Origin of the sequence: Capnocytophaga sp. oral taxon 863 str. F0517 (genome assembly GCF_000466425.1) — a bacterium.
Classification (GTDB): domain Bacteria; phylum Bacteroidota; class Bacteroidia; order Flavobacteriales; family Flavobacteriaceae; genus Capnocytophaga.
Map to the genome: position 1 here is coordinate 20,776 of NZ_KE992087.1, position 21,814 is coordinate 42,589.

Genomic DNA, 21,814 nt, shown 5'->3' on the forward strand with positions numbered 1-21,814 from the left:
CTTAAAACTCAAAACTCATAATTAATCAATGATATCAAAGCCTGTGTATTTGCGCAATACCTCCGGAATCACGATACCTTCTGGAGTTTGGTAATTTTCCAAGATACCGGCTAAGACACGGGGCAAGGCAAGGGAGCTACCGTTGAGGGTATGAGCAAGCTGTGTTTTCCCTTCGCTATTGCGGAAGCGGAGCTTGAGTCGGTTGGCCTGAAAAGTCTCAAAGTTGGACACAGAACTGATTTCGAGCCATTTTTCTTGAGCGGTAGAATATACCTCAAAGTCGTAAGTAAGCGCTGAGGTAAAGCCCATATCCCCCCCACAGAGGCGTAGAATACGATAAGGGAGCTTTAGTTCGTTCATGATTCCTTTGACATGCTCCACCATTTGGTCAAGTGCCTGATAGGAGCGACTGGGGTGTTCTATACGGACGATTTCAACTTTGTCGAACTGATGCAAGCGGTTAAGGCCTCTTACATGCGCTCCGTAGCTACCAGCTTCACGGCGGAAACAAGGGGTATAGCCTGTACAGCAGATCGGCAACTCACTTTCAGAGAGAATCACATCACGAAAGATATTAGTCACCGGCACCTCGGCCGTAGGGATGAGATAGAGGTTATCCAACTGTACATGATACATCTGTCCTTCCTTGTCAGGAAGCTGACCGGTACCATAGCCAGAGTCCTGATTGACCATGTGGGGTACTTGAAACTCCTGATAACCAGCCTGGGTATTCTTGTCCAAGAAGTAGGTAATGAGAGCACGTTGCAATTTGGCTCCTTTTCCTTTGTAAACAGGGAAGCCTGCTCCGGTGAGTTTGACCCCCAATTCAAAGTCGATAATATCATACTTTTTGGCCAATTCCCAGTGAGGAAGTGCTCCTTCGAAGAGTTGCGGGATTTCGCCTGCTTGGAACACATTGAGGTTATCCTCTGCGGAGGTACCTTCAGGGACGATTTCATTGGGGATATTAGGGATCCGATAGAGGATTTCATTAAGCTCTTGTACGGTTTGGTCAAGGGCTGCTGTATATTGTTTGATTTGCTCTTTGAGATCGGCAGTTTGGGCTTTAGCCGCTTCGGCTTCTTGTCTTTTCCCTTCTTTCATAAGCGCCCCAATCTCTTTGGAGAGCCTGTTGCTCTCAGAGAGGGTATTGTCCAATTGAGTTTGTGTTTGGCGACGATTCTCATCCAAGGCAATTGCCCTATCCACCAAGTCTAATTCTTTAAAGTTTCGCTTCTTTAATCCTTTGATTACGAGATCTTTATTGTCTCGAATGTAACTGATTTGTAACATAATAGTAATTAGTTGTTAGTTATTAGTTGTTAGTCACTCGCCATTAGTTGTTAGTCACATGTCATTAGTCACTATTTAAGTACTCTACTGGTTTTAGCATAGGCTTTTTGCCAATAATTCTCTGAAAGGGTTGATACAGTAATTCCTTGAGATACTGAGGCATGGATAAACTTCACTTCGTCACCTACTCCAACCACGATGCCCACATGGCTAATGCGATTGCGCTTGCGGTTAGTTTTGAAAAAGAGCAAGTCTCCTACTTCGGCTTGGCTTAAGGGGATGTCCCGCCCTTGGGTAGACATCTCCAAAGAGGAGCGGCTTAGGGGAACATTGATAGCACTAAATGCAGTGCTTACAAAGCCCGAACAGTCCATTCCACTTCGGGAAGTACCCGCCCACTTATAGGGGGTTCCGATGTAGGAATAAGCCGAATCTATCAGGGTGATAATGCGTTCATCGGCTCCTAAGGCCGCCATATCAGGCTTGATCAGTAGTTCTGCCTTTCGGCTCAGAGGCATATTGGATTCGTCTATCACTTCTCTCTCATAGCGAGCTATATCTCCGAAATCAGTAGCAGCGATAAGCATATCATTGGCACTTTCCATATAGGAAGGATTGTCTACCAATTCACGGGCAGGGCGATTCTGTGCCTGTAAGCAGGAGAATCCTGTTAGAAATGAGAAAGAGAGGATAGGAATGATTTTTTTCATAACATACATTTTTGCAAAGTTACGGAATAAATTGATATGATGTTCTATTTTTTATCCATTGTTGATAAAAATATCTTGATGAGTCGGACAAATGTTAAACAAGCGAGAAACCGTCCCTCCAAGTGATAAAAATTTATTATTTTTGCACCAAAAAAATGATACGTCTCTTCTCCACCAAGCAGCTTTCTCCCACTCAAAGGCAAGCCTTTACTTCCGCAGGTTTTTCCTTGGAGATGGAAGACTTTATTGAGATTCTACCGGTGGCTCCTATAGGGGCGATCCCCCAGGCCGACTATTTTCTGTTCAGTAGCCAAAATACCTTACTTTCCTTAGCTCAAAACCCTTATTATGCGCAACTACCACATAAGCGAGCTTTCTGCGTAGGAGAAAAGACCCGACAACTCTTGGAACAAATGGGTTGGGAGGTGTTGGCCTCCTTTGATTATGCCAAAGACTTAGCCCCTTTCTTAGTGGAACACTATTCGGAGGCGTCTTTTGTATTCTTCTGTGGAGCGCAACGGATGAACACGCTACCCAATACGCTAAGAGCCCATCATATATCGCTACAGGAATACATCGTCTATCATACGGCACTCACCCCCAAGCGATTGGAGTCTCCCTACGATGCACTGCTATTCTTCAGTCCTTCTGCTATAGAGAGCTATCTGAAGGATAATGAGATAGGCCGGGAGAAGCTCATCTGTATAGGAGAGACCACTTATGCCGCTTTGCCCAAGGGTAGCCAAGGCTATATAGCGCCTCGCCCTACGATAGAGGGAGTACTGGAATGCTGTATAAGCCTATTTGACAATTGATAAAACTTCACCGAAACATGATAAAAAATGATCTTTTCTTAAGAATTCTCAAGGGAGAGGCGACGGAACGTCCAGCAGTATGGATGATGCGCCAGGCTGGGCGTTACCTCCCTGAGTTTCGAGCCCTAAGAGACCAATATGATTTCTTCACCCGTTGCCGTACCCCGGAGCTGGTAGCGGAGATTACCACCCAACCGGTTAATATAGTGGGGGTAGATGCCGCCATTCTCTTCAGTGATATACTGGTAGTCCCCCAAGCCATGGGGATAGAGATTGAGATGAAGGAGCAGGTAGGCCCCTTCTTACCCCATCCTATTCGTAACCAAGCCGATATCGATCGCGTATACCTCCCCGATGTCACCGAAGCCTTAGGTTATGTGATGGAAGGAATCCGCCTTACCAAGGAACGCTTGGCCGATAGGGTGCCACTCATTGGCTTTGCCGGTGCCCCTTGGACTATCTTCTGTTATGCCGTAGAGGGAAAGGGCTCTAAGAATTTTGATATCGCCAAGTCCTTTGCCTTCTCCCATCCTGAATGGGCGGATACTTTGCTACAGAAAATCACCGATACTACCATCCTCTACCTCAAAGAAAAAGTAAAAGCAGGAGTGGATGCCCTACAGCTCTTCGATAGCTGGGGCGGAGTACTCTCCCCGGAAGACTATGAGCGCTACTCTTGGCGTTATACCAAGCAGATTGTAGAGGCGCTTTCTGCTGAAGTTCCAGTGATTGTCTTTGCCAAGGGCTGTTGGTATGCCTTGGAGGCCATGAGCCAAAGCAAAGCCGCTGCCTTGGGGGTTGACTGGAGTTGTAGCCCAGCGGTAGCACGAAAGCTCACCGGAGGGAAGAAAGTACTTCAAGGGAACTTAGATCCTGCCTGGCTGCTTTCCTCCCCTGAAGTCATTCGCGAAAAAACCCAGCAGATGATACGTGCCTTTGGCAGAACCCACTATATAGCCAACTTAGGACATGGCATTTTACCGAATGTACCGGTGGCGAATGCCCAAGCCTTTGTGGAGGCTGTCAAGCAGTTTAAGGAATAATCAGTTCAATGGCTTTGGCCACTCCGGTGGAGGCCTTTTGAGCGATTACAGTAAGGTCGCCACGACTATGTAGGGAGGGATTCGGGTCTATATAGAAGACCGGAGTCCCTTCCTTTCTGTAATTCATCAGTCCAGCAGCGGGATACACCTGAAGGGAGGTGCCGATAATCATCAGCACATCGGCGGTATAGACCTCCTCAATAGCCTGATCCAGCATAGGAACTTCCTCCCCGAACCATACGATATGGGGTCGCAGCTGGGCACCAGTAGGACTCTTGTCTCCTACCTTTATATCTCCTGTACAAGGGTAGGTAACCTGAGGGTTATCCACTCCACGACTTTTGAGGAGTTCACCATGGAGGTGTATCACATTGTGGCTACCCGCACGCTCGTGTAGGTCATCCACATTTTGGGTAATGATGACCACCTGAAAGCGCTTCTCGAGGTGTACCAAAAGGCGATGTGCCTCATTGGGCTGTACCTCAAGGAGTTGGCGACGGCGCTGGTTATAGAAATCCAACACCAAGGCAGGATTGGCCGCAAAGCCCTCAGGGGTAGCTACTTCATTGACATCGTGTCCCTCCCATAGCCCCCCTGAATCGCGGAATGTACTGATGCCACTCTCAGCACTAATCCCTGCTCCGGTGAGTACAACTAATTTTTTCATTATTGATTCGATTCTGATACATATCTTTTAAAATAGCCACATTCGGCTAAGACCTCTTGGTAGTACTTGGTATGGGCATAGCGACTTAGCTCCTCGAAAGCATCCCAGCGATACTGAAGCCCCTCACCGACAGTTTCTTTTTGGTATCTGTCCTGATCTTGCAAACAGAAATCAACGAGATTGTAATATTCATTGCGCTCTACCTTGGCCAGCATATAAGTAATTTTAGCCTTTTGCTCATCGGTCTCGGCATGTTCCCGAGCCAGGAGGTAATACTTTTTAGCTTGCTTCATACTAAGAAGGATATCCCAATGCTTGGCTGTGATACGATAACCATATTCATCTACAATTTTATTTTCATAGAAAAAGCGTGTACTTCCGAAATAAGACGCATTGTAGAAAGCATTGCCCACCAGTAAGGCATTGTTATAAACATCCTCTTTTCTATTGATCTTATCCTCCATTTCCTTTACCTTTTCCAAGAAAGAAAGTTTGGTATATTTCACCTTTTGAGGCAAGGCATGTTCGCAATCGGCACAGTCCTTTATTTTCCCATTGAAAGGATTGGAGGGAAGGTACTTGGGCTCGGTTGTATTCATTTTTTTGAATTGGTCGATAGCCTTTGATATATTATCCTCATAGAAGGCATAGATGGCACGGCTTTCGTAGATATCGTTGAGGTTATAGGCATATTTCTTAGTCCAAAAAGCCTCCCAAGGGGTCTTATCCTGCTTGAGCAAAAACTGTTCCATAGCGATGGATTGTGCTTTGTTTTTGTAGAACCCTTTTTCACTATAGGTCAGCTCGGCCATCAGGGGATTGTCCTGCTTGAGATAGAGCATAGAGAGGTATTTGCCTACAAAGACAGGCACATAGGCCACGCGTATGGCCTCCTGTCCTTTGGGTGCTTGGTAGTCCCATAACCATTGTAAGTCCGCAAGGAGCTTGGTTTCGGCCTGTGGCGTAATCTGATCCAAGGCGGAGACCCCACAGAGGATACCCAAAAGCCTTACTTGTGTCTTTTTGGCAGAGTCGTATGCCAATTTATCCGCCTTACTCAAAAAAGAACGCGCTTGGTCAAATTCGTTTTGAAACATCGCCACATAGCCCGCTGCCAAGTTCCAAAGGTAAGGGTTGGAGACCTTTTGGTGGGAGGTAATCTCCATAATCCAAGTGGTAGGTAAATCCTTCGTTGCCACTCTCTTGGCATATAGGTGATAGCCATTGTAGGATTTTATAGTCTCCCCATAGGTACCATATATATTTATCTTAGCTTCCAAGCGATTGATATAGCGAGAAAGCAGAAAATCTACATAAGGAGAGGCGCTATCAAGAGCGAGGATCTTTTCTATAGCTTCTTTTTCCCCTGCATAATACCCCTGCATCGCCCATAAGGCACATTGCTCCTCGGTGGAGAGGCCTTGGTAGAGCGAGGCTATCTGCTCAGCAGGTAAGGGACGATACTCATAGGTAGTCATCTGTCGCAAAGCAGGTATCTTGTTAAAAACCTGTGCCAACAAAGGCGCACTCTTGGCGTATTCCTTTTGGGCTATGTAAGCCCCCGCCACATAGTGTACGCCTCGATAGTAAAGCTCGGTTCGGGGCTGAGCGGCTTGGGTTTGCTGAAAGAAATCAATGACCGCACTGCGATTATTGGAATAGAATTTCAGGCGCATCACTTGGTACCACATCCTATGAGCAAAAAAGGCATCTTGCTGCTCAAGTGCCTGCTGGTAGAGTATCTGAGCCTTTTCGATAGAAGCCTCTTGGGTACGCATTACCTTGCGACTGTCATAGTCCCAAGGATTGTAGGAAGCATTGGTAGCCTCCTCATTGGAACGAGCTATAGAGAGCAAGGCAAAGAAATTCTTCACTCGCTTGTTGGTCGTGCTATAGTTCTGAATCGCTGCTAAGTCCTTTTCCTTATATAAGAAATGTTCGATTTGCTGCTTGGTAAGGGCTTTTCCTAAGTATTCCGACCAGCTTTTGACATCTGACTGGGAAAAATCCTTTGCCTCTTCCCCGATGTAAGTATTGCCATAGAAGAGAAAATCCTTATCGAAGAAAAGGGGCGTATAGGATTTTTGGGTAACGGTCACCTCTGGAGCAAATACAGAGTTGTAATCATAGCCCAGAAATCCATCTATACAGGCATAAGCGCCATAGACAGAGACAAGAAAGAAGCATAACTTAGCGCAGTTTTTTAAAAAAGTCTTTTTCATAAGTATAAATATGAGTATTTAGGTCGTATAAGATTATTTCTTTAGGAGGTTGTTTCATATATTTGAACAAATCAGCCTTCATGGTTTGGAGGTCAGAGGGGGTTATCTCCTCTATTTTGATAATATCTCCTTTCTGCCATAGTTGTCCTTGGTAAGGAACCGCCTGGGTGACTAAGTAACAATTGCTCTCACCTATGCGGCTAAGCTGCCTTAGGGTATCGGCCTGGGCGGAGGACATCCCTGATACCAAATGGGTTACCTCACCAGCTACAGAGTGTACACCCCAGCAGAAAACCGGAAGGGCTACCCGCAGCGGCAAGGGATAGTCCCTTAGGGCAGAGAGGTACTTTTGGGCAGTGGCACGATCATAGATAGCGTTAGCCCCAGTGGCGGTAATCTTGCCCATGTTATAGTACATCAGCACTCCCTCCTCCACAGGGGGAATCCCCGTGGTATGGTGGTACTTGACCTGATGGAGGCGAATGGTAGCCGAGAGACGATAAGGGTTTTCCGCCTTGAAGCGCTGGACAAACTCAAAATAAGGTTCCCGACTCTTGAGCGACCAATCACAATCCAGCTGTACCTCTGAGACGGAGAGCTTGTAAGTGCGATTGATCTGTGCGATATATTGGCTCAGTCTTTCCGAGAGCTGCTCTACAGAGACCTCCCTATTGAGGAACACCTCATTTTTAATATAGATCACCGGGACAATCTCCTTTCCCTTAAGGTGGGTGGTATCCATCTCCACGGGAGCATCGGGGACGGCCTCTCCCTCCCTAAGGATGATATCACAGTAGCGCACATAGAGTCTTTGGATATGATAGTCCTGAAGGAACTGCTGCGCTGGTGCCTCCAAGCGAAAGAAAGTCTTCCAATAATACACACTCAACTGGGCGGGCGCCTGTTTTTGCTGGCAAGCCCAAAAGAGAGGGAAAAAGAGATATAAAACCTTTCTCATAGGGACATCATTTCTTTGAAAAAAGGATAAATACTTTGTGCTAAATAATGTACTTCCGTTGTATATAAGATAGGTTGTCCCTTATCATCTTTCTCAAAATGTTTCAGACTATGATCTATCGCTGTTTTGATATGTATAGGTGCCTTGCGAGTATCAAAGCCCCCTTTTATCTTATGATTTAAGTATTCTTTGAAGCTGGAGTATGACTTCACCTCTTGCACTTTAGGTTTCTCCTCCATAAAATGGTAATATAACCAAACTTCAAAAGAGGGGTTGCTTTGACTTACTTCCCAACTATTCTGGTCTGTTTTATTCTCTAAGCAAAAGTTCTTCAATTGTGCTATTTTTTCCTTTTCATTCCAGCGATCCGTATCAATAACAAACCACACTTCATCATGATAATCAGCATTCAAGGAAGTTTTCTGAAAATATACAATGGCCTGATCTTTGAGCTTTACAGGGTCGGACTTACCTTCTTCGCTCCCAATAGGAATAATATCAATATTCGAAGATATACCCGTAAAATAATTAAAATAGCTTACTTCTCTATCTCCTTCACAAAAGATATAAACCTTTTTAGCATCTCGATTGGGGGGCTGTCGCTGGTATATTTTATTTCTCGTTAGATATGTTTTCATCCGTATGCCAATTGAGTTCTTTTAGATTTGATAAAAAGGGAATACCTCCATAACGTCCATTGAGATAACCATCTTCGATATTAGCTGTATTACTGATATTAAAATCACTTAGCGAATACATATGAGAGACGCCTGCTTTGTCCTTTTGTGTAAACCAAATCTCATCGGTACGCAATATTTGCTGATCTAACAGACATGATTCATGGGTGGTGAAAATAAGTTGCCCCCGAGCTGTAGTATCCCATGATATTTTTTTTATCAGCTCTTTTATCATCATAGGATGAATGCTACGTTCTATTTCATCTACCACATACACTGTCTCATGATTGATCACGTCACTGATCATAGGAGCGTATTCTAACAATCGCTTGGTGCCATCGGATTCTAATCTCAAGGGGAAATGCTCTCTATAACCTCCCTTGCCTAAATGCTCTGTAAATAGTCGCTTGGTATAAAGTTGCTCGTTTTCATCTAAGACGATACCTACTTCTTCATTAGTAAGATCATCGTAGAGTGTAATTATCCCATCTCCTTCTTTTCTTATTCTATCGATTAGTTCCTTTTTGTTTTCTTCACTAAGATTAGGGAAGGTATTCTCTATCTTCTCTTTTTCTATATAGATTCTTTCGATACCAGCACTAAGATTCGGTATAAATGTATTGATAAAGTGGCGCATATGACTATTTGCATCAAAGGAATGCACCATCCCATTTACCTGAAAAGTGGGAGAAAGAACCACAAGGTTTCTTGAAAACCAATTATATACCCTATCAATATCTGGATATTCATTAGGGTATTTCTGAGAAAGAAAGGTAAGTAATAGCTCTTCCTTACCAAGGAGCTTATCCGAGAGTATTTCTAAAAATAATCGCTCTTTCTCATCTTTTACCTCCCTTTCGATAAAAGGAATTTCTTGTTTTTCACCTATTAGACTTCGCTCAAATATAATACGATCTCTTTCCTTAAAACTCTCAAGCAGTGTCTCATTAAGAATTTTTTTATGATCAAAGGTAAGGGTATAGTAATATATTTTTCCATCTGATAGAAATTCTATAGCCAATGAGATAGGTTCCTGTAATGTGTCTTTGTTCAACCTAAATTTGTAAGTATTGACCTTACCCATTATCTTTCCCTCTCTTATTGTCCTTTGTAACAGCGCAATAGCCCTTACAAAATTAGATTTTCCAGAGGCATTGGCTCCATAAATAGCGCTTAGGCGAAGGATATCAATTCCTTTGTAGTGCTTTTTATGATGTGACAACTGTTCAGAATGATTCGTTAGGAGGTTGAACTCTGTTTCCGCTCCGAATGAATATAAGTTTTTTACCTGAAATCGTATAAGCATATTCTTTTGTCTGTTCTTAGCTATATTTTAGCCTCTAAAAATGACCTTACCGGACAATAGCATAATTTCCATGACACAAAGGTAATGAAAAAAAATGAGATACCTACTTTTTTTAATGGTTAATTATCAATGGTTAATTTTTCAAGTCTATTTTTATGCCGCTTCAATGTTCAAATCCTATTCATTTGCTTTGGTATAAAAACAAATGGCCTTCCACCCCTACCCTCCCTAATACTAATTTTTCACAGACCATTTCTAATTGACTATAATTTGGTGTTTTCAAAAAAAATCACTACCTTTGTAGCTCACTGCAAGTAATACAAAATTAAAATTTACTATAATGAAGAATTATGATGTGATTGTCATAGGAGCTGGCCCAGGAGGCTATGTGGCTGCTATTCGTTGCGCTCAATTAGGAAAGAAAACGGCTATTGTAGAGAAATACAGTACCTTAGGGGGCACTTGCCTGAATGTAGGCTGTATTCCCTCCAAGGCGCTCTTGGACTCCACACACTTGTTGGACGATGCGCACAAGCATGCTCCTATACATGGAATCGATATTGCGGGAGAGATTACCGTAGATTTTCCTAAGATGGTAGCCCGCAAACAAGCCGTGGTAGACCAAAACACTCAGGGAATCAACTTTCTGATGAAAAAGAACAATGTGGATGTATTCCACGGAAAGGCTTCGTTCGTCTCTCCCACCGAGCTACAGGTACAGGGAGCCGAGAGCGAAACACTTTCTGCTACCCACTTTATCATTGCCACAGGATCTAAGCCATCGGCTTTGCCTTTCATCTCAATTGACAAAGAACGTGTGATTACCTCCACCGAGGCCTTGAGCCTGAAGGAGGTGCCCAAGCACCTAATTGTGATAGGTGGGGGCGTGATTGGCTTGGAGCTTGGCCAAGTATACCTCCGCTTGGGTGCTCAAGTATCCGTAGTGGAATACGCTGCGAGCATCCTCCCTACTATGGATGCCGCCATTGGTAAGGAACTTAGCAAAGTGCTTAAAAAACAAGGCTTTGAGTTCTATACCGACAGCAAAGTAAAAGAGGTAACCCGCACTGGGGATACCGTTACTGTAAAAGCCGATGGGCCTAAGGGAGAGATTGTTCTCGAAGGTGACTACTGCTTAGTGGCTACCGGCCGCCGTCCCTATACAGAAGGCTTAGGCCTCGACAAGGCTGGGGTACAGCTCAACCAACGCGGTCAAATAGAGGTGAACGACCACCTACAGACCTCCGCCGCTCATATCTATGCCATAGGAGATGTGATCCGCGGGGCTATGTTGGCTCACAAAGCTGAAGAAGAAGGGGTCTATGTAGCGGAACTTTTGGCCGGAGAGAAGCCTCATGTGAATTATGACCTCATCCCAGGGGCTGTCTATACCACCCCTGAAGTGGCAGCTGTAGGTAAGACCGAGCAACAGCTACAAGCGGAAGGCCGCCCCTACAAGGTAGGTCAGTTTCCCATGCGTGCCTTGGGTCGTGCCCGTGCGAGCCTTGAGACCGATGGCTTTGTAAAGGTCTTGGCCGATGCTACTACAGATGAGATCCTTGGGGTACATATTCTCGGAGCACGTGCATCCGACCTTATCGCCCAATCGGTAGTGGCTATGGAGTACCGCGCCAGTGCAGAGGACATCGCCCGTATCTGCCATGCTCACCCTACTTACAGCGAAGCCGTGAAAGAAGCCTGCCTCGATGCTACTGCTAAGAGAGCGATACACATGTAAGTGAAGAGTGAAGAGTGAAAAGTGAAGAGTGAATAACAGTTTTTCACTCTTCACTTTTCATTATTCACTTCTAAAGTTTTTTGGCGCTATGTTTCTTCGCCCAGCCGATGCGCCCGTCGGCGACTTTAAGTTTGTACCATTCTTGGACTTGGTCTAAGATCTCTACTTTGGTACCTTCATGAAGGGCAAAGACTTCCTTACTATAGGTATTAGGCTGCTCATAGAGGCGTACTTCCTTGTCAAAAAGGATGGCGTAATGATTGGCCTCAGTGTATTTGCTAACGGTTTTCCCCAAGAAGAAGCTCGCTACGGAGACAAACAGCGCGACGATCATCAGGGTGAAGAAGAGCCGCTTATAGCGTATCTGCTGAAGAAAATAATACCCAAAGAAACACCCTACAAATAAGCACATACTGCCTATAGCCCAACCGCCCCATCCATTGGGCGAGTTCCAGCGGCTTAGAGCTGCTACCACACGCTGTGACCATATCTTAGGCAAGGGGACAATCTCGTCCAAGGCCATTTGTTGGGCATAGCGCAAATTGGTCTGTATTGCCTTATCTTCTGGAGCCAGTTGCAAGGCTTTTTCATAATAATAGATACTAGGAGCCACCTCTTCTTGCTTATAGTAAGCATTGGCTAAGTTGTAATAGAGGCTCGCGGAGGCCTTCCCCTTGGCTAAAATTCGCTGGTAGTTGTCCACCGCTTCTTGGTAGTCTCCTCTGTTATAGGCACTTCCCGCTTGGGCGAACAGTTCCCCATTAGAAAGCTGAGCGCTGGCAGGTAAAAGGTAAAAGGCAATAGCTAATAGAGATAAGAGGTATTTCATTAGGGGTTAGGGTTTAGGTGATAGGGATAGGGGGTTATAGAGAGATGATTCCTTCTATCTTTCCAGCTTCCTTATAGTAGGCGATAACCTGGTCAGGGTCTTGTACTTTAAGGCGTATGGAATAAGCTGTATATTTGCCTGTAGCGGATGGTTTTTCCTCTATGGTAGCATCCGTATGAGCAAAAATAGCCTTTATAGCTGCTTTTTTCTCTTCTCCAGTGGGAAGGATGAACTTATATAGGTATTCAGCAGGGAATACGGTAGTCTTTTCTAATTCTGATTTTAGCTTTGCGTAAAATTCTTCTACTTCTTGATTGGTCATTTTTTAGGTATTAGTTGTTAGTGATTAGTTTTCTCCGCCGCAAAAAGTATGCCAAAAGCATCTCACACCCAATTTGTCACTTTTCATTCTTCACCCACATACCCAGCTCCATGTATTCGCTGGCTTTACTTTTCTTACAAAAGAAAAGGCTCCCTGAAGGGGAGCACTTTTCTGATAAAGATATGTAATGTTCAAAATTAATCACATGCAGTGGTTCTAACTTTAGAGCGATAGAGGGTTTCCTTGGCAGCTCCTGCAGCTCCATTAGAGCCTGTTTTAGAATAGATGATTTTATCCTTAATCAATTGCTCTTTTCCTGAAGGTACCGCAATACACTCTATGTGGTTAGGAGTTGTATTAGCCTCTGTGATGCGTACCTCCTCAAGGCTTCGGAAGCCACGTAGATCCAGCTTGGTTATATTTCGATTTTCATCCAATTCTACAAGTTTAACTCTAGGAGCATCCCCTACAATATTTTGAATAGTACCTGAACCTGACAAAGTTATTTCCTCCAATTGTAACATAGTAGAAACATCAATGGTAGTAGGCCCTTGTGGGTATAGAGTCAGTTTCTTAAGTTTTCTAAAAGCTTCCAATCCAGTAAGATCCCTTACATTGTTATCTACTGTGAACTCAGTTATCTTATCGACATCGGACTGAGTAATGGGATCATTATCTGAACGTCTTCCATACAATGGCCTATCTATTGCTTTGAGCTTCTCCAAAGTAATTTTCTTAAGTCTTGCACTATTGAAAGTGATAGGTGTATTATTGGAACCTCCTCCTGTCACTGAGGTATACTTAGAGGTCTGTTCTGCTGTATTGAGTGCAGTTTCCTCATCTGCAGTATTTACAATAATACTGGTTACCTCAGTATTGGTTCTTGTACCTTGGTATGCTCTTACTATTTGGAAAGTTCCTGCATTAGTTGCGAGGTTCTGTATAGGTCTCAAGTTGATTTCTCCCTGAATGCTATTCTGCAAGAGGTTCAGTGAATTAATCTTTGTCAAAGTATTGAAAAAGTCTCCAGCAATAGCTGTAAGGCTATTATTTTGCAAATTTAACACTTGGAGTTCTGCTACCTCAGAGATTGCAATCTTATCCAAGCTACCATTAGTTACAAAAATTTTAGTCAGCTTAGGGGCGTTCTTAACCTCTAATTCCTTTAAATTAGAATTGTATATTCCGAAGGATTCTATGTCTGGGAAGTCAGAAAAAGAGATTGTCTTAGAATCGTTATTGAGTTCCATTCTGCCACTTCCTCCAGATACTCTTAGAGATTTTATTTTTTTGAAAAACTCTAATCCCTTTAGGGAACGTATCTCAGAAGACTCTATATCTATTCTTTCTGAATAACGAGCTGCCTCGGAAATAGTAATAGCTCTATCCCCATTTCTATCAGGACTTGGGTTAAGAACCAAAAGCTTGGCTAGCAGAATAGGATCAAGCTCTTCCAATATACGATCTACATTAGAGCTAGCTGTATATTTGCCTGTACCATCAGAGGTATTGAGGCTATTGGCTAAATTATCACTATAGACTTTTATCTTAGTCACCCCTGAGTTACCACTATCTCCTTTCATGATTTCAACTTTTCCATTTTGTAGGTTACTCAATAGAGAGAAGTCCAATTCTCCTTTTAGACGGTTTCCCTTAAGTTTTATTTCTTGAAGAGCAGTGAGCATATTAATGTTTACTGTCTCAAGCTGGTTATTGGTAGCTTCTAAGACTTGTATATTTTTAAAATGTTCGATTCCATCCAAGGAAGAAATTCCCACATTAGGCACCCTCACTGCCTGGGCAGCTAAAGCCTCTGCTTTGGATATTTTACCATCGCCATTGGTATCTGCCTTCAGTATTCCCTCTCCTCCGGTAAGAAGTGCATTTCTGAAACGCTCATCACGTATATAGATTTCATCCGATACTTCTGTCCAAGTTCCTGATTTTTTTTGGTAAACCTTAGTATCCTCTTTGGTATTAACATAGAAATCATTTTCAGCGCCTACACTTGAGTCAGGCGCTCCTTCTCTGACATAGAGTTTGTTTCCTTCAGCAAAGGTTGGGAGGGAGGCCTTTACAGTTGCTGCTCTTCCTGATGCATCTCTTTTATAAAGTGTCTTGGAGCGTTTGTCTACATAATAGCCTAACTCTGTTGGGTTAGGAGCACCATTCCCTTGCGAAGCCTGTGTTATTGTAGCTGTTCCATTTCCTCCTCCACTACTTCCTCCTCCGCTTTCAGGATCTTTGTTGTCTTTGTTACAACTTACAGCCAAGGCTGCAATGGCACAAGTGGTCAGCGCCAAGAGCATGTGTATTCTTTTTCTCATAATTAATTAGTTTTGCTTAACATTACTATAATCATTTTTTGTCTTATTTGGGGTTTCCCATGGGACAAAAGTAAACTATTTTTCCGATATAAACAAATTTACAATCTTTTCTCTTCTTCTTTTTTATTCAGATATTCACTTATCAACTTAGTTATCCACCATTGAGCACAGGATATGCAAGGTTTTTATTAAGAAAAAAGCGTTATTATGTAATACTTATAGCTATTTTATTAAGAAAACGGTGTTAAAAAGTACAGTTCGTGAAAAATTATGCACCATTGGTGATTTTTTGTTAATAACCTTATTTTTGCTGCCATTTTTGTATCCAAGAGGCGAGGGTTTTAGCCCAGTCGTCTCGGTCGTTGAGGCAAGGGATACAGTTGTAGGTTTCCCCTCCGTGGGAAAGGAAGGTTTCCTTTCCTTCCATGGCGATTTCCTCAAGGGTTTCGAGGCAGTCGGCCACAAAGGCAGGGGTTACGATGGCCAAATGCTTGACCCCCTCTTTGCCCAATCGCTCGAGGGTGGCATCGGTATAGGGTTGCAGCCAAGGGTCTCGCCCTAATCGGGATTGGAAGGAGGTGCTATAGTGCGCTGGGGAGAGCTGTAGTTCCTTGATAACCGCCTGGGTAAGGGCATAGCACTGGTGCCGGTAGCAATACTGATGGGCTGGGGAGAGGGTATTGCAACAGATATCATTAATCTGGCAATGCTCCCGAGTGACATCGGACTTATAGATATGTCTTTCGGGGATACCATGGTAGGAGAAGAGTAAGTACTCCCCTTCCTTATAATATTCCTTGATAGAGGCAGCCAAGAGCTTGACATAATCTGGGCGATTATAGAAAGAAGGCAGCTCCGAGAGGGAGATATGCGGATATTTCTTCTTCACTATTTTATGCGCCAGCACGGAGATGGTCTCGGTGGTGGACATGGCATATTGGGGATAGAGTGGTACCAAGAGTATTTCGCTCACCCCTTTTTCAGAAAGGGCTTCAATAGCCGAGGCGATGGACGGATTTCCATATCGCATGGCCATCTGTACCGGGATAGAGAGCTGTGCTTGCACCTTTTTGGTCAGCTTGCGGGTATGGACGATCAGGGGGGAGCCTTCTGGAGTCCATACTTTTTGGTAAGCAGCAGCAGATTTTTTAGGTCGGGTACGCAGGATAATGCCTTTGACGAGCAATGCGCGACTCAAATAAGGCAGGTCTATGACCCGTGGATCCATCAAGAACTCGTCTAAATAATTACGTACATCTTTGACAGAAGTAGAGTTAGGCGAGCCTAAATTGACCAAAAGAACACCTTTTGACATTCGATTTAATTTTGCCACAAATGTACGCACTTTTTTATATTTTTCCCTATACTATTTATTTTTTTTATTGAAAAAAACATCGTATCTTTGCCACAGAAAAAAACAACAACATGCAAGTCGATTTTACTTTTCAGGAATATTTAGGCTTTTTAGCCTTCTTAGGGATTGCCACCATGGGCTTTTGGCTTATGATTTTCTTGCTTTCCTATGTAGTACCTTATTGGTTATTTGGAGCAGCGATAGAGCGCTTTAAGGAAAATCGAGCCGCTAAGAAGCTCGCCAAAGAACAGCAAACCGCCTAAGGACACTCCCCTTATAAAAGCCTACTCTTACAGAGGCCCCCCCTCTGTAAGGGCTTTCGCATATCTGTATGAAGCGGATATGAATCATTTTTTAACCTAAATATATTATTATGAGCCAAAGTACCGAAGCGCGTTTGTGGCGTATCCCACTGCTAAGCAAGTTCTTTACCTTTCTCAAAGGAATTCCCTTAGGCAAGGGGCGAGTGTTCTCGCTTTATGACCTACTGGAACTCTATACGATAGGTATTGTAAGGGGGGCACTTACCTATAGGGCAAGTGCGATTTCGTACAGCTTCTTTGTGGCTATTTTCCCCTTTCTCTTGGTGGTGCTGAACCTGATCCCTTATATACCGATCAACGATTTTCAGCAGGATTTTTGGATTTTTTTAGACAATCTGCTACCTCCAGGAACACATCATTTCTTTGAGGATATCTTCATGGACATTGCAGGAAAGAAGCGCGCAGGCTTGCTTTCTTCTGTATTTGTACTTTCTATCTTTCTCACTACCAATGGCATCAATGCCGTTTTTGGTGGCTTCGAGAACTCCTATCATGTGGAAAATACCCGCGGGGTGGTACGGCAGTACTTTATCTCAATGGGGGTAGCGATGCTATTGGTATTTCTGATTCTCTCTTCAGTAATCCTTTGGTTGGCCTTCGAGTATATACAGGGGATGCGTATCTTTGAGTTTTTCAATAGCAATCCTTATTTTTATCCGCTAACGAAAAAGGTTTTCTTCATTTTTATTGCCTTTCTATCTATCTCGATACTGTTTTACTTCGGCTCTCCCAAGAAGGGTTTGCGATTTTTCTCAGCCGGTTCGCTACTGACTTTGATTCTTTTTATTCTGACCACCTATGGTTTCGGGATTTATATAGAGCATTTTGCTCAGTACAACCAGCTGTATGGCTCGATAGGGGCTCTTTTGATCTTCCTTTTATACATATGGCTCAATGCAACGATCCTCCTGCTGGGGTTCGAGCTGAATGCCTCCTTGCTGAAACTCCAGTGGTCAGGAAACAACAATTAAACAATTAGTGGTTAGTGATTAGTGACTCACCATCAAAATAGTTAAAGTCTTATAAAAAAATCATTATATTCCTTTTTATTTCTATCTTTGCGAAAGATCCACAATTTTTAAGATAAAATGATTATACAAGACTTTAGCTTTGGCAATTTTCGTTCTTTCAAGGAAATACAAACGCTAAGCCTGACAAAGGCGAAGCTAACGGCCAAGAAAGACAAGGTTTTGGAAGAGAGTCATACCTTTGTTCATCAAAGAGATGTTTTTTTGAAATCAAAAGCCATCTATGGGGCGAATGCCAGTGGGAAAAGCAATTTGGTGAAGGCCTTGTCTGTTTTTTTGAAAATCATCTCTCAATCTCTTAAGAATGAAAAGGTATTGGAATTGATTAACAGTTTTAGGCTCAGTGCCGATAGCATGGAGCGCCCTTCCTTCTTTCAGATGATTTTTTGGATAGATGAGACCAAGTACCGCTATGGCTTTGAGGCTACCGATAAGGCCATACAGTCCGAATGGCTCTATGAGAAGAAAGGAAAAAAAGAGACTTGTTATTTTATCCGAGAAAACCAAGCTATCAGCTATCTGAATGAGACCTTGTTCAAGGAAGGGGATATCTACCTTGGACTTGCCCAACAGGAAGAAGGGAACAAGGAGTTCCTCTCCCCTACAAGTCTTTTCCTAAAAATGCTCACCTCCTTCCCCTTTGCCAAAATCTCCAAGGCCATTGTCGAGGGATTTGAGCGTATCAAAGTGCTGAGCGGCTTGGGTACCCCTGAAATGACGGCCTATGCACGGGAAGCCCTAAGAGTACCCGCCAAGAAGTCCTTCATGCTTGAGATGCTCAAAAGAGGGGATACAGCCGTGGAAAAATTAGGCTTTTTGGAGCTGGATAACGACAATACGGAGGGCTTAGAGGCTCCTAAAAAGCGTTCGGTATTGCTCTCGGCCAAAAAGCTCAACCGCGTAGATACGGACAAGATTCCGCTCTCACTCTTTGCCTTCGAAGAATATGAGTCCGAAGGTACCCAACGCCTCTTCGAATATGCGGCCTACCTATACGATGCCCTCCACCAGGGAAATGTGCTAATCATAGACCAATTCGATAGCCAACTGCATCCCCTGCTGGCCAAGCGGCTGGTGGACTTGTTCAACAGTGCTGCCAATACCCATAGCCAAATAATCTTCGTTACTCAAAATACCCAACTCATGGAGGAGAACCTGCTAAGGCGTGACCAAATTGCCTTTGTAGAGAAAGACCGACAAGGAGGAAGTCACCTCTATTGCTTGGCAGAGATAAAAGGGGTAAAAACGGAGGCTCACCAAAGAGAGTACCTCTGTGGCCGATATGGTGCTACGCCTGTTGTAGGTGATTTTAAAGAACTTTTTGAAATTTAGACCATGGCAAAGAAAAGAAAAACAACTCAGAAGCAGACCAAAGCGGTCAAAGCGACCCGATATACCAAGCATATCCCTAACCCTGAGGAACCGACTCCCGCTTGGGAGCTACTGAAGGAGCCTTACGAATATAGTGAGAAACGTAGCTTGCGCAAAACCATCTTGGTGGTATGCCAATCCAAAGAAGAAGCTGCCTACTTCAAGTCTTTTCCTATAGCCTCCTTAACGGTGGTACCCCCTCGGGAAGAGGAAGCCACACCGCTGGATACCGTTCTCTACGCACAGGAGATTGTCAAGGCTACTGCACATGATTTCGATCAAGTATGGTGTGTGTGTAGAACCAGCCCCGAGCAGACCAACTCCTTGGAAGCAGCTACCAAGAAAGCCCATAGCCTGGGCTATCGCATCGTCTATAGCAATGATAGTTTCGACCTATGGATATGGCTCCACTATGGAGAAATGCAGGAAAACTACCAACAAGCCTTGAGAGAAACCCTACAAATCGACCCTGAAAAAGGGAAAGACCTTTTCTTCTATAAGAGACTCTATAACCAACTCGAAGAAGACCCTCGCGCCCAACGCTCCTTAGCCATCGAACGTGCTAAGAAATTATACCTGGCACAGGAAAAACTTCCCTACGCCTCCCAATCCCCTCTGACCAATCTCTATGAACTGGTAGAAAACCTTCTATAATAACAAATGACGAGTGACAAGTGACTAATTATCAGAATGAAATTAATCACTTGTCACTCGTCATTTGTCACTTGTCATTTGTCACTTGTCACTTGTCACTTGTCGTTAGTCACTATTAAGGTACTTCTATAGTGTTGATAATCTTATTGATAATCTCCACAGAGGTAACATTTTCGGCTTCGGCCTCGTAGGTGATACCGATACGGTGACGTAAGACATCGTAGATGACCGAGCGCACATCCTCAGGCACTACATAACCACGGTGGTGAATAAAAGCATGACACTTAGCCGCTACCGCTAAGCTGATGCTACCACGAGGGGAAGCGCCAAACTGTATCAGAGGACTAAGCTCCGCAAGCTGATACTTCTCTGGATAACGGGTAGCAAAGATAATATCCAAGATATACTTCTCAATTTTTTCATCCATATAGACCTCATAAGCAACCTTTTGGGCATGTAGGATTTGCTCAAGGCTCACCACTGGATTGACCTTTGGATGAGTACCCTGTAGGTTATTGTGCATAATCTGTTGTTCTTCCTGTAGCTTGGGATAGTCGATTACGACCTTGAGCATGAACCTATCTACCTGTGCTTCTGGTAGTGGGTAAGTCCCTTCCTGCTCTACAGGGTTCTGAGTGGCCATGACCAAGAAAGGCTTATCCAAGGCGAAAGTAGTATCCCCTATGGTCACCTGTTTTTCCTGCATCGCTTCAAGCAAGGCCGATTGTACCTTGGCAGGGGCACGGTTGATCTCATCGGCTAAGACAAAGTTGGCAAAGATAGGCCCTTTTTTGATAGAGAACTCATTTTGCTTGACATTGTAGGTCATCGTACCGATCACGTCGGCCGGTAGCAAGTCGGGGGTGAACTGTATACGACTAAAAGACCCCTGTACGGACTTAGCTAAGGTATTGATAGAAAGCGTCTTGGCCAGCCCTGGCACCCCTTCCAGAAGGATATGTCCCTGACCTAAGAGACCTATAAGGAGTGCATCCACCATATGCCGCTGGCCAATGATGACCTTGGACATCTCGGAGGTAAGCTGCTCTATAAAGACACTTTCTCGTGCTATTTTTTCATTGATTTGGCTAATATCAACACTCATGATTTGTTATTTTTCTTTACACTTTGTTTCAGGAGGCTAAGTTATTATTTTTTTCTCGATTAGGGCGTTAAAAGAAAGTGAATAATAAAAAGTGAAAAGTGAATAGTTATCCCCGCTCTTGACTTTGTTATTCACGCTTTCACTTGCCACTAACCTCTATATGGGATTGGCTTTCGAAGGGGATTACCTTTCCTTTTTGGTGGGAGAGGTCTCCTTCTACCTCAGTTTCCCCTTGGAGGGTTTGCTTAGCGGTCGCTTTTTGAATCCACTTGGTAGCCGGATCGAGCCAAATGTCGATTTCTATCTGTCCATTCATGGTAAAGAAGACATATTGGCCTTGCTGTAGGATGACTTTTTCATGGTCGGTAGCTACAGTGACTTTTCCTTGGATATAGATTGTCTCAGGGGTTACCTCCTTGAGGGTATATTGGGTTTTTATATTCACATTCATCTCTTTGGAGAGGAAGGAAGTTATCTCCCAGCTATCCCCTACGCTGACTTTTTGTCGGGGCAATACGGAAAGTACGGAGGAGAGGTTGGACTGAAGGGTGGTCTCGGCAAAGGCGGCTTCGAGTTGCGCCATCACCTGCTGTTTTTCAAAAGGGGTAAGGGGGCTACTCTTGGCATACTTTTTCTCCAATTGCTTCATAGCACGCTCCATAAGTGGCTTGACCGGGTCGAGCTTTACAATTTTCCCCTTGACACTCAGCTCTCCTTTGAAGGCTTGCTTGCAGAGCTCCTTGGCCGCCTCATTGGTATATTGAGGAATTTTTTCCAAGGGCATGGGCTTCCCTTGCACTTGGGTTTCCATCTCTAAGGAAGCCGCTTCATAACGAAGACTTACCGGATATAGCTGCTTTTCCTCCTTCGCAGGAGTAAGGCTAAGCAGCGTATGGCTTGTCGCCTTGACGGCCACATCCATTTGGTCTACCCGCTGCTTGGAGGATACCTCGGAGACTACATTCCACTTATACACCCCCTTAGGCTTCAGAACAAGGCTCAAGTCAATGGCTTGTGACCATCCTAAGAAAGGAATGAAAAATAATAAATACCTCATATTCAACATAATAAA

Annotated in this window: 20 protein-coding genes; 7 read left to right on the top strand and 13 right to left on the bottom strand. The window is 43.9% G+C overall.

Annotated features, from left to right (window positions below):
- Positions 1-21: 21 nt before the first annotated feature.
- Positions 22-1,293, bottom strand: coding sequence for a serine--tRNA ligase (gene serS / locus HMPREF1551_RS01110; RefSeq protein WP_021627145.1), 1,272 nt, complete (start codon positions 1,291-1,293; stop codon positions 22-24).
- A gap of 71 nt (positions 1,294-1,364) precedes the next feature.
- Positions 1,365-2,003 carry a C40 family peptidase gene (locus HMPREF1551_RS01115; RefSeq protein ID WP_034544048.1) on the bottom strand — a complete coding sequence of 213 codons (639 nt, stop codon included), beginning with the start codon at positions 2,001-2,003 and terminating at the stop codon, positions 1,365-1,367.
- Positions 2,004-2,158: 155 nt separating this feature from the next.
- Here HMPREF1551_RS01115 and HMPREF1551_RS01120 point away from each other — a divergent pair, with 155 nt between their 5' ends.
- Both HMPREF1551_RS01120 and hemE read left to right on the top strand, forming a co-directional pair.
- On the top strand, positions 2,159-2,818 hold the full coding sequence (locus HMPREF1551_RS01120) for a uroporphyrinogen-III synthase (protein ID WP_021627147.1): 660 nt from the start codon (positions 2,159-2,161) through the stop codon (positions 2,816-2,818).
- 17 nt (positions 2,819-2,835) lie between these two features.
- A complete protein-coding gene (gene hemE, locus HMPREF1551_RS01125; protein WP_021627148.1) occupies positions 2,836-3,861 on the top strand; it encodes a uroporphyrinogen decarboxylase in 1,026 nt (341 codons plus the stop codon).
- On the opposite strand, the gene HMPREF1551_RS01130 is transcribed toward hemE, so the two are convergent.
- Genes HMPREF1551_RS01130 through HMPREF1551_RS01150 form a run of 5 tightly spaced genes read right to left on the bottom strand, consistent with a single transcriptional unit; the run spans position 3,851 to position 9,691 of the window.
- Complete coding sequence (locus HMPREF1551_RS01130) at positions 3,851-4,528, bottom strand: SIR2 family NAD-dependent protein deacylase (RefSeq protein WP_021627149.1); 678 nt, start codon at positions 4,526-4,528, stop codon at positions 3,851-3,853. The genes hemE and HMPREF1551_RS01130 overlap by 11 nt on opposite strands.
- The gene (locus tag HMPREF1551_RS01135) at positions 4,528-6,750 is read right to left on the bottom strand and encodes a hypothetical protein (RefSeq protein WP_021627150.1); all 2,223 of its coding nucleotides are present in this window, start codon (positions 6,748-6,750) and stop codon (positions 4,528-4,530) included. The genes HMPREF1551_RS01130 and HMPREF1551_RS01135 overlap by 1 nt, the downstream gene beginning before the upstream one ends.
- Complete coding sequence (locus tag HMPREF1551_RS01140) at positions 6,719-7,708, bottom strand: hypothetical protein (RefSeq protein ID WP_021627151.1); 990 nt, start codon at positions 7,706-7,708, stop codon at positions 6,719-6,721. The genes HMPREF1551_RS01135 and HMPREF1551_RS01140 overlap by 32 nt, the downstream gene beginning before the upstream one ends.
- Positions 7,705-8,346 (bottom strand): RloB family protein, encoded by a 642-nt coding sequence (locus HMPREF1551_RS01145; protein ID WP_021627152.1) that lies wholly within the window; start codon positions 8,344-8,346, stop codon positions 7,705-7,707. The genes HMPREF1551_RS01140 and HMPREF1551_RS01145 overlap by 4 nt, the downstream gene beginning before the upstream one ends.
- Positions 8,321-9,691 (bottom strand): AAA family ATPase, encoded by a 1,371-nt coding sequence (locus HMPREF1551_RS01150; RefSeq protein ID WP_021627153.1) that lies wholly within the window; start codon positions 9,689-9,691, stop codon positions 8,321-8,323. The genes HMPREF1551_RS01145 and HMPREF1551_RS01150 overlap by 26 nt, the downstream gene beginning before the upstream one ends.
- Before the next feature lie 340 nt (positions 9,692-10,031).
- On the opposite strand from HMPREF1551_RS01150, the gene lpdA reads away from it, so the two are divergent.
- Complete coding sequence (gene lpdA / locus HMPREF1551_RS01155) at positions 10,032-11,429, top strand: dihydrolipoyl dehydrogenase (RefSeq protein WP_021627155.1); 1,398 nt, start codon at positions 10,032-10,034, stop codon at positions 11,427-11,429.
- 70 nt (positions 11,430-11,499) lie between these two features.
- On the opposite strand, the gene HMPREF1551_RS01160 is transcribed toward lpdA, so the two are convergent.
- The 4 genes from HMPREF1551_RS01160 to hemH form a co-directional block, all read right to left on the bottom strand.
- Positions 11,500-12,258: an SH3 domain-containing protein gene (locus HMPREF1551_RS01160; RefSeq protein WP_021627156.1), complete on the bottom strand. Its 759-nt coding sequence runs from the start codon at positions 12,256-12,258 to the stop codon at positions 11,500-11,502.
- 34 nt (positions 12,259-12,292) lie between these two features.
- Positions 12,293-12,580 (bottom strand): DUF493 family protein, encoded by a 288-nt coding sequence (locus tag HMPREF1551_RS01165; RefSeq protein WP_021627157.1) that lies wholly within the window; start codon positions 12,578-12,580, stop codon positions 12,293-12,295.
- Between the two features lie 197 nt (positions 12,581-12,777).
- On the bottom strand, positions 12,778-14,907 hold the full coding sequence (locus tag HMPREF1551_RS01170; protein WP_021627159.1) for a leucine-rich repeat domain-containing protein: 2,130 nt from the start codon (positions 14,905-14,907) through the stop codon (positions 12,778-12,780).
- 301 nt (positions 14,908-15,208) lie between these two features.
- A complete protein-coding gene (hemH, locus tag HMPREF1551_RS01175) occupies positions 15,209-16,222 on the bottom strand; it encodes a ferrochelatase (protein ID WP_021627161.1) in 1,014 nt (337 codons plus the stop codon).
- Between the two features lie 110 nt (positions 16,223-16,332).
- Between hemH and HMPREF1551_RS01180 the strand changes: the two genes are divergently transcribed.
- The 4 genes from HMPREF1551_RS01180 (at position 16,333) to HMPREF1551_RS01195 (ending at position 19,637) form a co-directional block, all read left to right on the top strand.
- Positions 16,333-16,524 (top strand): hypothetical protein, encoded by a 192-nt coding sequence (locus HMPREF1551_RS01180; protein ID WP_021627162.1) that lies wholly within the window; start codon positions 16,333-16,335, stop codon positions 16,522-16,524.
- 110 nt (positions 16,525-16,634) lie between these two features.
- A complete protein-coding gene (locus HMPREF1551_RS01185) occupies positions 16,635-17,555 on the top strand; it encodes a YihY/virulence factor BrkB family protein (RefSeq protein WP_021627163.1) in 921 nt (306 codons plus the stop codon).
- 117 nt (positions 17,556-17,672) lie between these two features.
- Positions 17,673-18,944, top strand: coding sequence for an AAA family ATPase (locus HMPREF1551_RS01190; protein WP_021627164.1), 1,272 nt, complete (start codon positions 17,673-17,675; stop codon positions 18,942-18,944).
- Between the two features lie 3 nt (positions 18,945-18,947).
- Complete coding sequence (locus HMPREF1551_RS01195) at positions 18,948-19,637, top strand: RloB family protein (RefSeq protein WP_021627165.1); 690 nt, start codon at positions 18,948-18,950, stop codon at positions 19,635-19,637.
- Between the two features lie 115 nt (positions 19,638-19,752).
- Here HMPREF1551_RS01195 and HMPREF1551_RS01200 read toward each other — a convergent pair whose 3' ends face one another.
- Positions 19,753-20,742, bottom strand: coding sequence for an AAA family ATPase (locus HMPREF1551_RS01200; RefSeq protein WP_021627166.1), 990 nt, complete (start codon positions 20,740-20,742; stop codon positions 19,753-19,755).
- 139 nt (positions 20,743-20,881) lie between these two features.
- Entirely contained in the window at positions 20,882-21,799 is a 918-nt protein-coding gene (locus HMPREF1551_RS01205) for a DUF6263 family protein (protein ID WP_196800698.1), read from the bottom strand.
- Between the last annotated feature and the right edge of the window lie 15 nt (positions 21,800-21,814).

Excerpts from the sequence above, each read along its gene's own strand:
- serS (WP_021627145.1), bottom strand. The coding sequence starts at position 1,293 with ATGTTACAAATCAGTTACATTCGAGACAATAAAGATCTCGTAATCAAA.
- HMPREF1551_RS01115 (WP_034544048.1), bottom strand. The coding sequence starts at position 2,003 with ATGAAAAAAATCATTCCTATCCTCTCTTTCTCATTTCTAACAGGATTC.
- HMPREF1551_RS01120 (WP_021627147.1), top strand. The coding sequence starts at position 2,159 with ATGATACGTCTCTTCTCCACCAAGCAGCTTTCTCCCACTCAAAGGCAA.
- hemE (WP_021627148.1), top strand. The coding sequence starts at position 2,836 with ATGATAAAAAATGATCTTTTCTTAAGAATTCTCAAGGGAGAGGCGACG.
- HMPREF1551_RS01130 (WP_021627149.1), bottom strand. The coding sequence starts at position 4,528 with ATGAAAAAATTAGTTGTACTCACCGGAGCAGGGATTAGTGCTGAGAGT.
- HMPREF1551_RS01135 (WP_021627150.1), bottom strand. The coding sequence starts at position 6,750 with ATGAAAAAGACTTTTTTAAAAAACTGCGCTAAGTTATGCTTCTTTCTT.
- HMPREF1551_RS01140 (WP_021627151.1), bottom strand. The coding sequence starts at position 7,708 with ATGAGAAAGGTTTTATATCTCTTTTTCCCTCTCTTTTGGGCTTGCCAG.
- HMPREF1551_RS01145 (WP_021627152.1), bottom strand. The coding sequence starts at position 8,346 with ATGAAAACATATCTAACGAGAAATAAAATATACCAGCGACAGCCCCCC.
- HMPREF1551_RS01150 (WP_021627153.1), bottom strand. The coding sequence starts at position 9,691 with ATGCTTATACGATTTCAGGTAAAAAACTTATATTCATTCGGAGCGGAA.
- lpdA (WP_021627155.1), top strand. The coding sequence starts at position 10,032 with ATGAAGAATTATGATGTGATTGTCATAGGAGCTGGCCCAGGAGGCTAT.
- HMPREF1551_RS01160 (WP_021627156.1), bottom strand. The coding sequence starts at position 12,258 with ATGAAATACCTCTTATCTCTATTAGCTATTGCCTTTTACCTTTTACCT.
- HMPREF1551_RS01165 (WP_021627157.1), bottom strand. The coding sequence starts at position 12,580 with ATGACCAATCAAGAAGTAGAAGAATTTTACGCAAAGCTAAAATCAGAA.
- HMPREF1551_RS01170 (WP_021627159.1), bottom strand. The coding sequence starts at position 14,907 with ATGAGAAAAAGAATACACATGCTCTTGGCGCTGACCACTTGTGCCATT.
- hemH (WP_021627161.1), bottom strand. The coding sequence starts at position 16,222 with ATGTCAAAAGGTGTTCTTTTGGTCAATTTAGGCTCGCCTAACTCTACT.
- HMPREF1551_RS01180 (WP_021627162.1), top strand. The coding sequence starts at position 16,333 with ATGCAAGTCGATTTTACTTTTCAGGAATATTTAGGCTTTTTAGCCTTC.
- HMPREF1551_RS01185 (WP_021627163.1), top strand. The coding sequence starts at position 16,635 with ATGAGCCAAAGTACCGAAGCGCGTTTGTGGCGTATCCCACTGCTAAGC.
- HMPREF1551_RS01190 (WP_021627164.1), top strand. The coding sequence starts at position 17,673 with ATGATTATACAAGACTTTAGCTTTGGCAATTTTCGTTCTTTCAAGGAA.
- HMPREF1551_RS01195 (WP_021627165.1), top strand. The coding sequence starts at position 18,948 with ATGGCAAAGAAAAGAAAAACAACTCAGAAGCAGACCAAAGCGGTCAAA.
- HMPREF1551_RS01200 (WP_021627166.1), bottom strand. The coding sequence starts at position 20,742 with ATGAGTGTTGATATTAGCCAAATCAATGAAAAAATAGCACGAGAAAGT.
- HMPREF1551_RS01205 (WP_196800698.1), bottom strand. The coding sequence starts at position 21,799 with ATGAGGTATTTATTATTTTTCATTCCTTTCTTAGGATGGTCACAAGCC.